Origin of the sequence: Hydrogenophaga sp. 2FB (assembly GCF_005503365.1) — a bacterium.
Classification (GTDB): domain Bacteria; phylum Pseudomonadota; class Gammaproteobacteria; order Burkholderiales; family Burkholderiaceae_C; genus Hydrogenophaga.
Genome location: NZ_SCML01000002.1, coordinates 166,768 through 180,422, shown reverse-complemented (window position 1 = coordinate 180,422; position 13,655 = coordinate 166,768). Strand labels below are relative to the sequence as shown.

The following is a 13,655-nucleotide window of genomic DNA, read 5'->3' as shown; positions in this document are numbered from 1 at the left end:
AAGAGTTTCATGAGCGCTGAAAATCAACCCACCATCGAGGATCTTGAAGTTGCCCGCACAAAACTCAAGGAGGTCCTGGAGCGCTGGGATAACTACGATGGCAACAACCCCGACAAGTACAAGGCAGCGATCGCCGACGCAAAAGTCCTCGTGCACGATCTCGAAACGAAGTTGAAGGCCGCGGGAGTTCTGGAGCTCACCGAGGAGGAAAAGCTATTCAAGGTGCTCGATCGACAGTTCCCGAATGCAGGCAGCCGCGACGTGGTTGAGTACGACGGACGCAAGTTCCAGCGCAGATTCACGCCAGTTGCGACCAGCGTCTCTGGAAAAACCGTGAGAGCCTGGCGGCCGTACTGGGTCGAAGTACCCGCATAAGGGTTTTGGCCGCGGCCCTGGCGGGATCAGGACATCAAGCAGCCAGCCGGTGCTCGTAGAAGGGTCGAACCGGGTCCGCCAGAATGCTCAGCTGCTCCTCAAGCCGCGCGGGATCGGGATTCAGCCAAGCCTCCACGTGTTCCGGCTTGATAGAGACGATGCACCGGTCATGGCCGGCGGCCGCCACCTCTTCGGGCGGCTCATCGGTGATGGCAGCAAAGGACAGCAGATCCGGCTCCCCTGGCCCTTTCCAGTGCGACCACAGGCATGCGATCAACATCGGATGCGCAGGCTCAGGGTGGAACTCAAGGACGACACTGCCGCCAGGCCGGTCAACGTTCTCGTAGAACATGTCCACAACCATCAGCCCGTGGGTGACACCAAACTGGCCGCGCCAGAACTTCTGGAGGTTGTCGAGCCTTGCGTTGTAGAGTCCGGGGAACTTCTGATCGTAGAAGGCCGGCTTTCCAGCAGGCCGGCATTGGTAGCGCATGGGTTTGATGACGCGCTTGCCCTCTTCCATCACCATGACTGGCGCCCACACGCCTGGGAAGATCCTGCTGTCCCGATCCCGTGCGTCAGTCCGCGTCAAATCGCGCAGACGCCTCAGGCCCTTGTCGATTTTGTCGGTCGAGATGCGCTGGTCTTCTGTGGCCTTTTTCGTGACCTTCGTCAGCAGCGCGCGTTCCGCGTCGGCCAGCCGCTTCTTCTGCTTGAACAGGTCTTCCTCGATGACTTTGGCCTGGGCAGCATTGAACTCATCGATCGCAGACTTGATGCGAACTTCGCCATCACCATGGGGATGCCGGAACGCATCATCCATCCCCTTGGGCACTTTGATTTTGGGATTCCCCAGTCGGCGAACGTAGAGATCGACGAATTCGCGGATGTCCAGGTGAGCTCCGAATTCACGGACGTATCGTTTGTAGTCTGACCAGACCAGAGCGGAATAGCACATTCGGGCCCCCAGGAAAATGGATGCTGTTCAACCGCCAGCATCAGCCATTTTCATCGCCCACGTCTGGCCTGTCACCCCAGGATTTCTGCGACCAGAATCTTCCCAACAACGTCGCGCTCAGCGCGCAGCTGGCGAACAGCCTGTGCGAGCATTTCCGGGGTGGTCGAGGCTTCGCGAAGCAGCACGAAGCGCATTCCCGAACTGTTGGCAAGGCCCTCTTCGTAGACCACACCGGATTCGGTCACAAAGCCCATTCGCCTGTTTCGCTCCAATGTGGCGGAGGAGAACGTTTCGTCGGTTGGAAGTGGCTCAGGTCGCTTGCTCATCTTTTGGTCTCGGCACATGAAGTTCAAAGCATAGAGCAGCCTGGCCACGAGCGCAGCAATCGCTGGGCATTCTCACGAGGGTCTTCAAGAGAGGACCTGGAGTTCGTGACAATGCAGCCAGCACGCGCCTGGTTGTCCGCGGCCCTTCAAGCTCCCACTGGAGCATTTTGGCGACCTGGTGGGCAAGCCACTCATCGCCGTACATGATCGAGGGCTGCTCGTGCTCGCGCAGAACCGCCTCGGCGGCATCACAAACCCTCATGGCGCATGCTCAGGCAGGCATCGCCACGCATTCGTGGCCACCGCGTTCAATCGGCAGCAACTTGTCCCGGACCCACCTGGCAATGCCTGCTCGGATCAACGGAAGTGATGCCCCGCGCACCTGGCGCCAGGACACATCGAGCTCAAATGCGGCGTCCATCTCGGTCGTTGGAAGCAGCCTGGCCAGCTTTTGGGACATGGTCTCGATGGGCACCAGGCCGATCGACCTCACGTGGTAGTTCACATTCATCTCATCGGCCAAGGCCATCAACTCATTGGCGTCATACCCGGCATGTCGAACCAGCAATCCGATGAGGATCCCAACAAATCGTGGCCCGTGCGCTTCGTCAACGGGGCCGAGCCGGTGTGCGGCCTCATGCAGCACAACCCATCGGCCGCGAGACCATCGAGGGAGCGTGATCCGATGATCATCATGGGCAAGCGCACTGCGCTGACCTCGGTTGGGGCGGGCGATTTCAGGCGCCGGGACTCGGGCTCGTCCATACCGGCCGCGTTCAGCAGACCAGATCGGATTCAGAAAAGCCTGACATTGATCGAGCGTGTCAAATTCGGGAACGTCCAGCCGGCGAACACCGCGCTCGCCGTTCAGCATCCGGACAAGGGTTTTTGATGCCAGTCGTTCCCAGGCGTAGACCTTCGAGCGCTGGTTGTCCCGAGGTCGCGAATAGCTCTTCCTTCGTGTTTTCATGCAGACCTCAGAGTAGCTCAATTTTGCTGACGTGCGGCCTGCTCGCGTTGCCCATGCCACGGAATTCCTTCGATCTCCGAGCTTCCAGGGCTCGCTTCATGGACATGGTCCACGAGAAATTCGATCGCCAGATACCCAGAATGCTCGTGCCGGTGAAGCCGATCTGCTGGACCAGAAGCCCATTGGCGCCCGTCACGTAGGCATAGCTGCCGATGAAAAGGTTGGCGCCGAGAAAGCCGAACCAGCCCCATTTGGAGATGGAGGCATTCAGGGCAAGTAGGTAGGCGCCTGCAAGGCCTGTGACGGCACCCGCCCACTGCAGCGTATCGCTGAACGTCCAGGTTTGGAGCTTCAACAGCGCAAATGCGTGCAAAAGGTCGAGCTGCTCCATCACCACCACGTAGAGGCCCCAGAAATGATGGAGCGAGTTCATCAAGCGCTCGCCCGAAAGCTCGAGGTCGCGGACGCATCCAGCACCACGGGCTTGGTCGACGCCCTCAGGTTCAGATCAGCGCTCGCCAACTGAGGCATCGTCACGGTGCGGTAGGTGGGGACCTCCAGGATCGAGGCCGAAAGCACAAGCTGGCTTTCCACATCGCGAGGCGCCACGTTCGGCGCGCCGGTGCCGAACTTGGCCACTACGGCAGAGAACGCCTTTCGATCGGCCTCGAACGACGCACGGGCGGCATTCACCGCATCGGCGCTACCGTGACCCTCAGCACTTGCAATCACCGCATCAGAGAATGCTTTCTTTTTGCTCAGGACACCGTTGCCCCAGGCGTCCAGCTTGTTTTTTTCAACGACAGACAGCGCCACCATTTCTGCGCGATGGCTCTTTCCGGCTTCATCGAACTGAGAAATCAAACGGCCTTTGAAATCACCAATCGGCATCGATCGCACCGCGCCGGCAGGCTGCACGCCAACGGGCGTGTGGGCAGAGCCTTGGTGCGGCTGCAGGATCACCTGCGGGTAACCGAGATTGCCCTGGTTGGTGGGTTGAGGCTGGACTTGAACCGGCGGGTTCTTGGCTTTCTCGGCCTTCTCGGCAGCGGCATTGCAGATACCGTAGCCGATCGCACCGCCGCCAAATGCGCCAACAGCGGCGCCCAGCGCGCGCTTGTCCCAGGAGTCGCCACCAGCGATGCCGCCCAGAAGGCCGCCGATCGCGCTGCCAAAGCTCGTGCAGTTGCCGGGCGAGACCGGGCTGTTCTGAGCATGAGCGGAACCGGGGGCAGCCATGATGGCGGCAACAACCAGCGCAGCACCCGCAGCGAGCCTGCGCGCGCCATCGCTGACCTGGCTCTTCAGGGCTTCATCGCCTGCAACCTGAAAGAGGATGCTGGATTGGAGTTGGGCAAGTTTGCTCATGGAATTTCCTTCTATGCGGGAGCGTGGGTTTCGATCAAGGGGTCAGTTCAGCGCGGCCAACTCAAGGCGTCCAGCCGCGATTCGCACGAAAGCGTGCAGTGTTTGCAGGCGCCGCTTGGTGACGTCGTAGGGCACGAGGTCATACAGCAACGCATTGGCGCCAGAACGGCCTTCCTTGGCGTCTTGCGCATTGCGCATGTCCGTCTCGATCAGCAGGAGGGCGAAATCGGCGACCTTGGTGTTGTGCGCCTTGAAATCGATGTCGTGAAGCAGGCCGGCTGCATCGATGAAGGCGTCGTCGTCTTCGAACGTCTTTGCAAGAGAGAGAACGACGCCGATATCGACAGTGGCGCGCTTGATAGCCTCGGGGAAGCCGGGTGTCGAGTGCAGAGCTCGACGGAACACCTCTGCATGATGGGCATCCAGCCCGACAACAGCCTCATTCACACACTCCACGATCACCATCTCATCCAGAGTGAGGGTGTCTCGAACACGCTGAGCGATCGTGCCGGCACTGCCCAGTGAAGCCTGGACAAGTAGCTCGATTGACGAACGTGCTGCAGGGGAAGGCTGGAGGCTTTGCAGAATGTCTTTGGTCGCGGTATTCATTGGGTTCCCGGTTGCGTTGTAGACCGATAGCGCAGGTTAAGCGTGAACTATGCGTATAGTGTATCTCTTCCACCTATTTTCGCAACACTCTACCGATTCGACCCGCTGCGCACTCAGGGCGCGCCCATTTCAGATTGAGATCCAAGCTGGGAGGGCGGTGTGCCGGGCGGGGAACTGTAGTCAGTAGGCACTACGTTTTGGCATGCCAATTGGTGGCCCATGGGCTCAGAGTGGGCTTTGGTCTTGAATGGAGATGGTGGATAGGATATGCTTTACGCATACATAGGCCACTGTTTTCAATGCCCGTGCCGCTGACTTCAGGGTCCAACGAGGCAGCCGGCACTCTGATCTGCACAACCACTTCACCCAAGGATTTCTCATGCTGAGCGCAACCCAAGCCCCTGCTTCTCCTTCCCAATCCGTCGCTCCCATTTTGGCCCGAGATGCTGGCGCTGGCGGCGTGAGCACCTCGTACATGATCATTCGCCGAAACGGCTCGGTGGTGCCGTTCGAGCCCGGCAAGATCGCTGTGGCCATGATGAAGGCGTTCCTGGCTGTTCATGGCTCCAGCAGCGCCGCCTCGGCCAGTGTTCGCCAGACTGTGGATGCATTGACCGAGAGCGTCACGAAGGCGCTGATGCGTTCGCGACCAGCAGGTGGCACCTTCCACATTGAGGATGTCCAGGATCAGGTGGAGCTGGGCATGATGCGCGCCGGGCACCAAGAGGTGGCTCGCTCCTATGTGCTGTACCGTGAGCGCCGCGCACAAGAGCGTGCGGCCAAGGGTGAAGTGGCGGTTGCAGCCGAGCCAGTGATCCATGTGGTCGATGGTGGCGTGCGCTCCCCTTTGGACATGGCCCTTCTCAAGGGCCTCATTGAAGCGGCCTGCACCGATCTTGGCAATGACATCAAGCCTGAACCGATCCTGGCGGAGACGAAGCGAAACCTCTATGACGGCGTGCCCCTTCAGGAGGTCTACAAGGCTTCGATCCTGGCAGCACGCACGCTGATCGAGAAGGATCCCGGCTACACGTACGCTACCGCTCGTCTGCTGCACCACACCATCGTCAAGGAAGTTCTGGGTGAAGAGGTTCCCGCGTGGCAACTGCGTGAGCGCTATGCGACCAGCTTCCCTGTGTTCATCAAGAAGGGGGTGGAAAACGGCCTGCTGGACGACAAGATGCTTGAGTTTGACCTTGTTCGCCTGGGTGAGGCCCTCAAGCCTGAACGCGACATGCAGTTCGACTACCTGGGTCTGCAGACGCTGTATGACCGCTACTTCCTGCACGTGCGCAAGACCCGTATCGAGCTGCCGCAATCCTTCTTCATGCGCGTGGCCATGGGCCTCTCGCTCAACGAAGTCGACCGCGAAGCGCGCGCCATCGAGTTCTATGAGCTCCTGTCCTCTTTCGACTTCATGTCCTCGACCCCGACGCTCTTCAACAGCGGCTCGCGTCGCTCCCAGCTCTCCAGCTGCTACCTGACCACGGTCCCGGACGATCTGGACGGCATCTACGAGTCGATCAAGGAAAACGCTCTTCTCTCCAAGTTCGCCGGCGGCCTGGGCAATGACTGGACCCGCGTTCGCGCCATGGGCTCGCACATCAAGGGCACCAATGGTGAGTCGCAGGGCGTGGTGCCCTTCCTGAAGGTGGTCAACGATACGGCAGTGGCCGTCAACCAGGGTGGCAAGCGCAAGGGCGCTGTCTGCGCCTACCTGGAAACCTGGCACTTGGACATTGAAGAGTTCCTGGACCTGCGCAAGAACACGGGTGATGACCGTCGTCGCACTCACGACATGAACACGGCCAACTGGATCCCAGACCTGTTCATGAAGCGTGTGATGGAAAAGGGCCACTGGACCCTGTTCTCCCCCAGCAGCGTTCCCGACCTGCATGACAAGTTCGGCTCCGACTTCGAAACAGCCTACGTTGCCTACGAAGCACGCGCCGAGCGCGGTGAGATCACGCCCTCCCTGAAGATTCAGGCATCCGATCTGTGGCGAAAGATGCTCACGATGCTGTTCGAAACCGGGCACCCCTGGATCACCTTCAAGGATGCCTGCAACGTGCGAAGCCCGCAGCAGCATGCCGGCGTCGTGCACAGCTCCAACCTGTGCACCGAGATCACGCTCAACACCAGCGACACCGAAACCGCGGTCTGCAACCTGGGGTCGGTCAACCTCAAGCAGCACGTGATCGGTGGCGTTCTCGACCACGAGAAGCTGAAGCGGACCATCAAAACGGCCATGCGGATGCTCGACAACGTGATCGACATCAACTTCTACGCCGTCAAGAAGGCGCGCGACTCCAACCTGCGCCACCGCCCCGTTGGCCTGGGCATCATGGGCTTCCAGGACGCTCTGTACGAAATGCGCATGCCCTACGCCTCCAGCGCGGCAGTGGAGTTTGCAGATCGCTCCATGGAGGCCGTCTGCTACTACGCCTACTGGGCGTCGACCGAACTGGCGCGTGAACGCGGTCGCTACGGCAGCTACAAGGGCTCGCTGTGGGACCAGGGCATCCTGCCTCCCGACACCCTGGACATGCTGGCCCGCGAGCGTGGCGGCTACGTCGATGTGGATCGCTCCAGCCGATTGGATTGGGATGCCCTGCGTCAGAAGATCGCTGCCGACGGCATGCGCAACTCCAACTGCGTGGCCATCGCCCCGACCGCGACCATCTCCAACATCGTGGGCGTGGATGCGTCCATCGAGCCCAGCTTCGGCAACCTCTCCGTCAAGTCCAACCTGTCGGGCGAATTCACCATCATCAACGGCTACCTGGTCGAGGATCTCAAGGGCCTGGGCTTGTGGGATGACGTGATGGTCATGGACCTCAAGCACTTCGACGGCTCCCTGCGTTCGATCGATCGTGTTCCGACTGAAATCAAGGACCTGTACGCAACCGCCTTCGAGGTTGAGCCGGTGTGGCTGGTGGAGGCCGCGGCACGCCGCCAGAAGTGGATCGACCAGGCGCAGAGCCTGAACATCTACATGGCCGGCGCCTCGGGCAAGAAGCTCGACGACACGTACAAGCTTGCCTGGGTGCGCGGTCTGAAGACCACCTACTACCTGCGCACCACCTCAGCCACACAAGCGGAGAAGTCGACTGGTCGCACGGGTCAGCTCAATGCGGTCTCTGCAGCTGCTCCGGCCCCTGCTCCCGCCACCAAGGCCCCTGTCGCCACCGCTTCGGACATGACTCCGGCCACGGATGTGAAGTTCTGCGCACTCGATGACCCGGGTTGCGAGGCGTGTCAATAGCATGCCGTCAGGCCGAAGAAATCCGTACCTTTTGTGATTGGAGTCAGAAATGCTTTCCTGGGACGATGAACCCAATGCCGCCGGCGTCAACGCTGTCGAGCGACCTGCCGCAGCGCCCCAGGTGAGCGCTCCTGAAGCAGCGCCGAAGAATGTGGTGGCTTCTGCCGCCGCGCATGCCACCAACGTCGCCCGGCGCATCAACGCGGCCGACAAGCGCATCATCAACGGCCAGACCGACGTCAACCAACTGGTGCCGTTCAAGTACAAGTGGGCCTGGGAGAAGTACCTGTCCACCTGCGCCAACCACTGGATGCCGCAGGAAGTGAACATGAGCCGCGACATCGCGCTCTGGAAAGACCCCAACGGCCTCACAGAAGACGAACGCCGCATCGTCAAGCGCAACCTCGGCTTCTTCGTCACCGCCGACTCGCTGGCCGCCAACAACATCGTGCTGGGCACCTACCGCCACATCACGGCGCCCGAATGCCGCCAGTTCCTGCTGCGCCAGGCTTTCGAGGAAGCCATCCACACGCACGCCTACCAGTACATCGTGGAGTCCCTCGGCCTGGATGAGTCCGAGATCTTCAACGCCTACAACGAAGTCCAGTCGATCCGCGACAAGGACCAGTTCCTGATCCCCTTCATCGAGGCGATCATGGACCCGAACTTCCACACCGGCACGCCCGAAACCGACCAGCGCCTGCTCAAGAGCCTGATCGTCTTCGCCTGCCTGATGGAAGGCCTGTTCTTCTATGTGGGCTTCACGCAGATCCTGGCGCTGGGTCGCCAGAACAAGATGACCGGTGCCGCCGAGCAGTACCAGTACATCCTGCGCGACGAGTCCATGCACTGCAACTTCGGCATCGATCTGATCAATGCTCTGAAGTCGGAAAACCCGGGGCTGTGGACCGAATCCTTCAAGGATGAGATCAAGGGGCTTTTCCACAAGGCCGTCGATCTCGAGTACCGCTACGCCGAAGACACCATGCCGCGCGGCGTGCTCGGCATGAACGCCTCGATGTTCAAAGGCTACCTGCGCTTCATCGCCAACCGCCGCGCGCAGCAGATCGGCCTGGAGCCGATGTTTCCCGCCGAAGAGAACCCGTTCCCCTGGATGAGCGAAATGATCGACCTCAAGAAGGAGCGCAATTTCTTCGAGACCCGAGTGATCGAGTACCAAACGGGCGGCGCCCTCAACTGGGAGTGAGAACGATGAGCAACGTGCTTTTTGACGACGAGAACACCGTCAGTGACCTCATCCTGTGTGCAACGGCGCACGGCAACGAATCCGGCAACGACCACGAAATTGGTGACCTGCAGGGTCTTTTGGAGAAGGCGTGGTCGCTCATGAGCCCCGAGATGCGCCGGGACATGATTTCCTCGCTCGAGGTGAGTGAAATTGTCGAGCTTGGCACCGGCCACGTTCTTCTCACCTCGGTCGACGGGATTGAGCAGGGCGAGTGGGAGTCCGCGTGCGAGGCCTACGGCCTGGACACCTCCTTCCAGTACAGCGACGTCCAGATGCTCGATGCCATCAACCATGCGCGCCTCGCGAATGCCTGCGAGAGCCAGGAAGCCGTCTCGAGCGCCGTCTTGGCTGAAGCCACCACACCTCCTCCCGCTCCCGATCTGGCAAAGCCGCGTCGGATGCGCCCGTAACAAACACCCGAAACATCATGCTCAGCGAAATCGAATTCCGACCCGAGGGCCCTCGTAATGACCCGGTTGCGCTGATTGGCGCCAACGACGTCGTGTCCATCGGACGATCGCTTGCAAGCACCTGTCATTCACCGGCCCATTTGACGATGTTCTACAGCGTGGCCCAGCACAATGTCTTGCTCTCGCGCATCGTTCATCCTCACCTTGCCCTGCAAGCACTGATTGCGCCGCCGCCCTCCTACGCGCGAAAATTCGGGCATCCTGATGTTCATCGTGCGGACCAAATCCTGCAGGCCGCCATTCAGCGCGACCTGATGCCGGCTTCCGTGCGCCGGCTGGACCTCGACAATGACATCACGATCGCCCAGATGCCCTCAAAGATCGTGCCAGCGGATCCTGAAGATGCCTTCCAGATGTTTCTTGCACGGTATCGACTGCTTGCGTACCAACAGACGCAGTTGATCCAGGTGCCGCCGGTGCGAAAAGCGCGAATGGCGGCATAACCCCCGGAATCCCCGGCAACAGTCAAAACTCTTCACGGCACAAATGAGTTTCGTCCTCAAAGGCATGCTTCGCACCATGTGGCGCCGGCGTCTCACGATTTTGGGGACGTTCGGATGCGTCATCGTTTTTTTCGCATGCGCCTTTGTCCTGCTGTTTGCAAGGGTTCCACTGGGCTATTCACTGGCCATTCCCTGGTTCTTGGCCATGTTCCTGTGGCTTGTGGTCATCTATTTCGACGGGATTGAGAATCCTGCCGCGTGACAGCGTTGGTCGGTGGGCGAAAGGTGGCCCATGGGGTATCTTATAAACATGCACACCCGATCAAACACCGTCTCGCGCTCGTATGCGCTGATCACTGCCGTCGCAGTCGTCTCTTTATCGCTGCTGAGCACCCCGGCCTACTCGTTGTCATTGGGTGGTTTTGCCGGCGCGGCAAAGAAGGCGGCAAAAGTTGGCGTTGTAGCCGCAGCTGCAGGCGGTGTTGGCACCGTTGTTGCCCAAGCCGCTGCGGCTCAAGTCACTTCGGCCGCCAACACGCCGCCCATGCCGCAATCAACGGGCAACTTCGGCGCGTGTGCAGACCAGTTCTACGGCGCCACCCTTCCTTCGTACCCTGCCCTTGAGAGGCTCCAGGCCAGGGCGCTGTGCTTCGACGGCTTCGCGGTGCTTCATTCTGGTGTCACCAAGACCCCCCTTTACGTCGCCGAGGTGCTCACCCGCTCTCGGATTCAGCAGGCGAAGTCCGAGGCTCGCACGGACGTGTTTTTTGCCGATGCGCGTCTTCCTTCTCGCGAGCGAGCAAGCCTTGATGACTACCGCGGCTCTGGCTACGACCGTGGGCACATGGCCCCGGCCGCTGACATGGACAACGCTCAATCGATGGCGCAGTCGTTCTCCCTGGCCAACACCGCTCCCCAGGCCGCTGAACTCAACCGCAATGCGTGGGCGAAAGTCGAGATCGACACCCGACGGTACGTGATGCGCGCCTCCGGTCCCGTCTATGTGCTCACCGGCCCTGTGTTCGCCGATGCGCAGCCCAAAACTGTGGGAAAGGGCCGAGTCTTCGTCCCCACCCATTTCTTCAAACTCGTTTACGACCCGGCAGCCGGCCGCGCATGGGCCCATTGGGCTGAAAACACGGATGCCGCGCGCATTGGGGCGCCGATTTCCTATGGCGAACTGGTCAAGCGCACCGGTGTGAGCTGGCTCCCGAGCTTTCAGTGACCGCGTCCTTGCCATGATCCTCACGCTTTCCCGTCGGAGCCTCGCTTCGGGCAACGAGCTCGTGCTTTTTGATGATGGGCGCGGAGCCCTGACCGTCGACTCTGTTCCCGATTTTCTGGGTGCCGTCATCGGCGAGGGATTCGTCGCCTTCTTCAACCCTCCAGCCATCGATCTTGAGGATGGGAAGACGGGGCGCCCAGCAGACACGGCGCCAGTTCACTTTTCACCAGCGGCTGGGCTTCACCCCGACCGCAGGGCTGCCATGGTCCGTCGCGCATTTCAGGCATTGGACCTGAGCCCGGCAGAGCATCAGGACGTGTACTTTGTCTGCCTTCAGGAATCGGCGCTTGGCCCGCTGGATGCAGATTCCTACGCCATGTGCAAAGCTGCAAGTCTCGATGAGGAGGTCTTCAGCGCCCCCATGGAGCGTCTTTGGGGTAACCCTCCGACCACGGACAATCCGGTGACTGCGAGAGAGGACTTCTCTTGGGAGGGGTTGCACGCAGTTTCCGATGCCCTGGCCCTGCAGTTCCCCTCTGAAAAGTCTGGTGCGAGCATCGCCGGCAACGTCCAACACGTCGGCTCACTCACCCTATTCCCGTACCGATCCCAGCTCTTTGGCTCCATCGCATTGCCCGGCGTGCCTGGCGCAACGAATGGGAGATCTGTTGAATTCGGATCGGTCGAGACTTTGCACAAGCTCGGCAAGATTGAGGGAAACAAGAAGGACCGCCAAGGGCGAATCAGGTTTGCCGCGGCCAAAGGCGGTGTGACCCAGGTGATGAATCCGAAAGCTGCCAAAGCATATGCGTCTGACGCCGCTGAGGCCCTGGCAAAAGTCGAATCCAGAGTTCAGGCGCTCAGTCCATTTGCCGCGAACAAACTGGAGTTTGTCGAGATGGTGGCGTGGCTCTCTGAGGGCTACAACACTGCTCACAAGCAGATCAACGACGGTCGGATGTCCGTTGCCTGCCATGCATCCTTGATGCGGCTTGCGCAGGTCTCAGCTTTGTTCGCTGAACTCCTGGGTGGTCCAGACAACGCGCCGGGCTCGAACGGTCTCACTGGAGTCATCGCATCATCTGGCCCACCGGAATTGGCCGTATTTGCCTTTGCCGTCGGCCAAGTCGCCCAAAAAGTGCGCGATGCCGTGACTTCAGAGTTCATCCGGGCTGCCGAAATGCAGGCGAATGAAGCCGGCAGAACAGTGCGAAGCCCAAGGCGGTGAGAGTGCATGCTCCCGAGTGAAGAAATGAACGCACGTGCAACTCCAGCGGCACTCGACCATGAACTGGTCAATCTTGCCGCGCGCATGGCCAGTGAACGAGTCTTCAGCGGCTTCAAGATTCCTGCCGAAGGAGTTGAGCTTGCATTGAGGCATGGCGCCAAGTCTTCGGTTCGGCCAGAGGATCTGGTGGCTATCCTGTCTGAGGCTCGGAACTGCCATTGGTGCAACAAGTCGCTGGGTTCCAAGCAGAACGCATGCTTCACGCACACCCATCTCCTCTCTCTTGGCCATGGCCATGAGTTGGCGAACATTTGCGTCTCATGTCAGGCTTGCGCGAGCCATCGAGTCAAATGCATGGTCCATGATCCCTTGTCCTTTCGGGACTTCCGCATGCGCAGGACAGACGCACTGGATCCTGATGCCTGCGGTCTGCTCCCCGCTATGGGCGACAGCCTCAGCGTGATTCACGGCAATCGGGTCTACGTTCTGTGTGGCGAGAATGATTCCGCCTGGGCATTCTTGACCTACGGCATCTCTGCGTACGAAGATCGCCTGCGGCACCTCAAACTGGGCCACCACGATCCCGGCCTCTTGTTGCGCTCTTCTGGTGGCCTCGCGCCAGGCTACAAGGCATTGATCGTTCGTGACGCCCCTTCCAGGCAGCGCTTCCTGAAGGAAGCTTCTCGAGCTGGGGAGGTCGAGATTTTGAGCCCCTGATTTTCCCATGACGCCTGTGACGTTTCTAGGCGTAACGGATATACTAAACACGATATTACAGACAACCCGACGACTCCATGACGACTACCTCGATGAACCAAAGTCTTACTCCTGCCCACGCCGTTGGCTTCACCATCATGAAAGCCGGCCATGGCTCGGATCTGCGTGCCTGCCTGGTCACCCCTTATGGGGGCCGAATCGAAAAGGTCGAGTTTGTCAATGAACGGGTGGAGCTGCGGGTCAGCAATGTCGACGTTCACCTCTTCCCGATTCCCGCCGATGTGCGCGATCTCATTCAGAACAAGCCCGAGAACGTGCTCCTGATAAGCGTGGACACCCTTTCTCGCGTGCGCCAGGCCACCGCCCTCGGCAACAAGCTCATGCACTGAGCCTCCAGCGGATTTCGCCTTCAATTCCCCCGATCATCATTTCGCCAAAGCTGGAGAATTCCA

General features: G+C 60.1%; 16 protein-coding genes. 10 read left to right on the top strand and 6 right to left on the bottom strand.

Features of this window, described 5'->3' with window-relative positions; translation table 11 throughout:
• The first annotated feature begins 9 nt into the window (after nucleotides 1-9).
• Entirely contained in the window at nucleotides 10-375 is a 366-nt protein-coding gene (locus tag FFS09_RS01975; protein WP_137917189.1) for a hypothetical protein, read from the top strand.
• A 34-nt stretch (nucleotides 376-409) separates the two neighbouring features.
• On the opposite strand, the gene FFS09_RS01970 is transcribed toward FFS09_RS01975, so the two are convergent.
• From FFS09_RS01970 to FFS09_RS01945, 6 genes are all read right to left on the bottom strand, one after another.
• Nucleotides 410-1,333, bottom strand: a complete 924-nt coding sequence (locus FFS09_RS01970) for an SOS response-associated peptidase family protein (protein WP_137917188.1) — start codon at nucleotides 1,331-1,333, stop codon at nucleotides 410-412.
• 71 nt (nucleotides 1,334-1,404) lie between these two features.
• Complete coding sequence (locus tag FFS09_RS01965; RefSeq protein WP_137917187.1) at nucleotides 1,405-1,659, bottom strand: hypothetical protein; 255 nt, start codon at nucleotides 1,657-1,659, stop codon at nucleotides 1,405-1,407.
• 271 nt (nucleotides 1,660-1,930) lie between these two features.
• Entirely contained in the window at nucleotides 1,931-2,629 is a 699-nt protein-coding gene (locus FFS09_RS01960) for a hypothetical protein (protein ID WP_137917186.1), read from the bottom strand.
• A gap of 7 nt (nucleotides 2,630-2,636) precedes the next feature.
• The gene (locus tag FFS09_RS30840) at nucleotides 2,637-3,062 is read right to left on the bottom strand and encodes a hypothetical protein (protein ID WP_212745035.1); all 426 of its coding nucleotides are present in this window, start codon (nucleotides 3,060-3,062) and stop codon (nucleotides 2,637-2,639) included.
• The gene (locus tag FFS09_RS01950; protein WP_137917185.1) at nucleotides 3,062-3,997 is read right to left on the bottom strand and encodes a hypothetical protein; all 936 of its coding nucleotides are present in this window, start codon (nucleotides 3,995-3,997) and stop codon (nucleotides 3,062-3,064) included. Before FFS09_RS01950 ends, FFS09_RS30840 begins: the two co-directional genes overlap by 1 nt.
• A 42-nt stretch (nucleotides 3,998-4,039) precedes the next feature.
• Nucleotides 4,040-4,606, bottom strand: a complete 567-nt coding sequence (locus tag FFS09_RS01945) for a hypothetical protein (protein ID WP_137917184.1) — start codon at nucleotides 4,604-4,606, stop codon at nucleotides 4,040-4,042.
• Between the two features lie 379 nt (nucleotides 4,607-4,985).
• Here FFS09_RS01945 and FFS09_RS01940 point away from each other — a divergent pair, with 379 nt between their 5' ends.
• The 9 genes from FFS09_RS01940 to FFS09_RS01900 all read left to right on the top strand — a co-directional run bounded on the left by FFS09_RS01940 (nucleotide 4,986) and on the right by FFS09_RS01900 (nucleotide 13,592).
• Nucleotides 4,986-7,871, top strand: a complete 2,886-nt coding sequence (locus tag FFS09_RS01940; RefSeq protein ID WP_137917183.1) for a ribonucleoside-diphosphate reductase subunit alpha — start codon at nucleotides 4,986-4,988, stop codon at nucleotides 7,869-7,871.
• Nucleotides 7,872-7,920: 49 nt separating this feature from the next.
• Nucleotides 7,921-9,078, top strand: a complete 1,158-nt coding sequence (locus FFS09_RS01935; RefSeq protein WP_137917182.1) for a ribonucleotide-diphosphate reductase subunit beta — start codon at nucleotides 7,921-7,923, stop codon at nucleotides 9,076-9,078.
• Between the two features lie 5 nt (nucleotides 9,079-9,083).
• Entirely contained in the window at nucleotides 9,084-9,530 is a 447-nt protein-coding gene (locus FFS09_RS01930) for a hypothetical protein (RefSeq protein WP_137917181.1), read from the top strand.
• 17 nt (nucleotides 9,531-9,547) lie between these two features.
• A complete protein-coding gene (locus FFS09_RS01925) occupies nucleotides 9,548-10,033 on the top strand; it encodes a hypothetical protein (protein ID WP_137917180.1) in 486 nt (161 codons plus the stop codon).
• 43 nt (nucleotides 10,034-10,076) lie between these two features.
• Nucleotides 10,077-10,295, top strand: a complete 219-nt coding sequence (locus FFS09_RS01920; RefSeq protein WP_137917179.1) for a hypothetical protein — start codon at nucleotides 10,077-10,079, stop codon at nucleotides 10,293-10,295.
• 48 nt (nucleotides 10,296-10,343) lie between these two features.
• Nucleotides 10,344-11,258, top strand: a complete 915-nt coding sequence (locus tag FFS09_RS01915) for a DNA/RNA non-specific endonuclease (RefSeq protein ID WP_137917178.1) — start codon at nucleotides 10,344-10,346, stop codon at nucleotides 11,256-11,258.
• Nucleotides 11,259-11,271: 13 nt separating this feature from the next.
• Nucleotides 11,272-12,486, top strand: a complete 1,215-nt coding sequence (locus FFS09_RS01910; protein ID WP_137917177.1) for a hypothetical protein — start codon at nucleotides 11,272-11,274, stop codon at nucleotides 12,484-12,486.
• Nucleotides 12,487-12,510: 24 nt separating this feature from the next.
• Nucleotides 12,511-13,203: a hypothetical protein gene (locus tag FFS09_RS01905; protein WP_137917176.1), complete on the top strand. Its 693-nt coding sequence runs from the start codon at nucleotides 12,511-12,513 to the stop codon at nucleotides 13,201-13,203.
• Between the two features lie 77 nt (nucleotides 13,204-13,280).
• Nucleotides 13,281-13,592, top strand: a complete 312-nt coding sequence (locus tag FFS09_RS01900) for a hypothetical protein (protein WP_137917175.1) — start codon at nucleotides 13,281-13,283, stop codon at nucleotides 13,590-13,592.
• Nucleotides 13,593-13,655 lie beyond the last annotated feature (63 nt).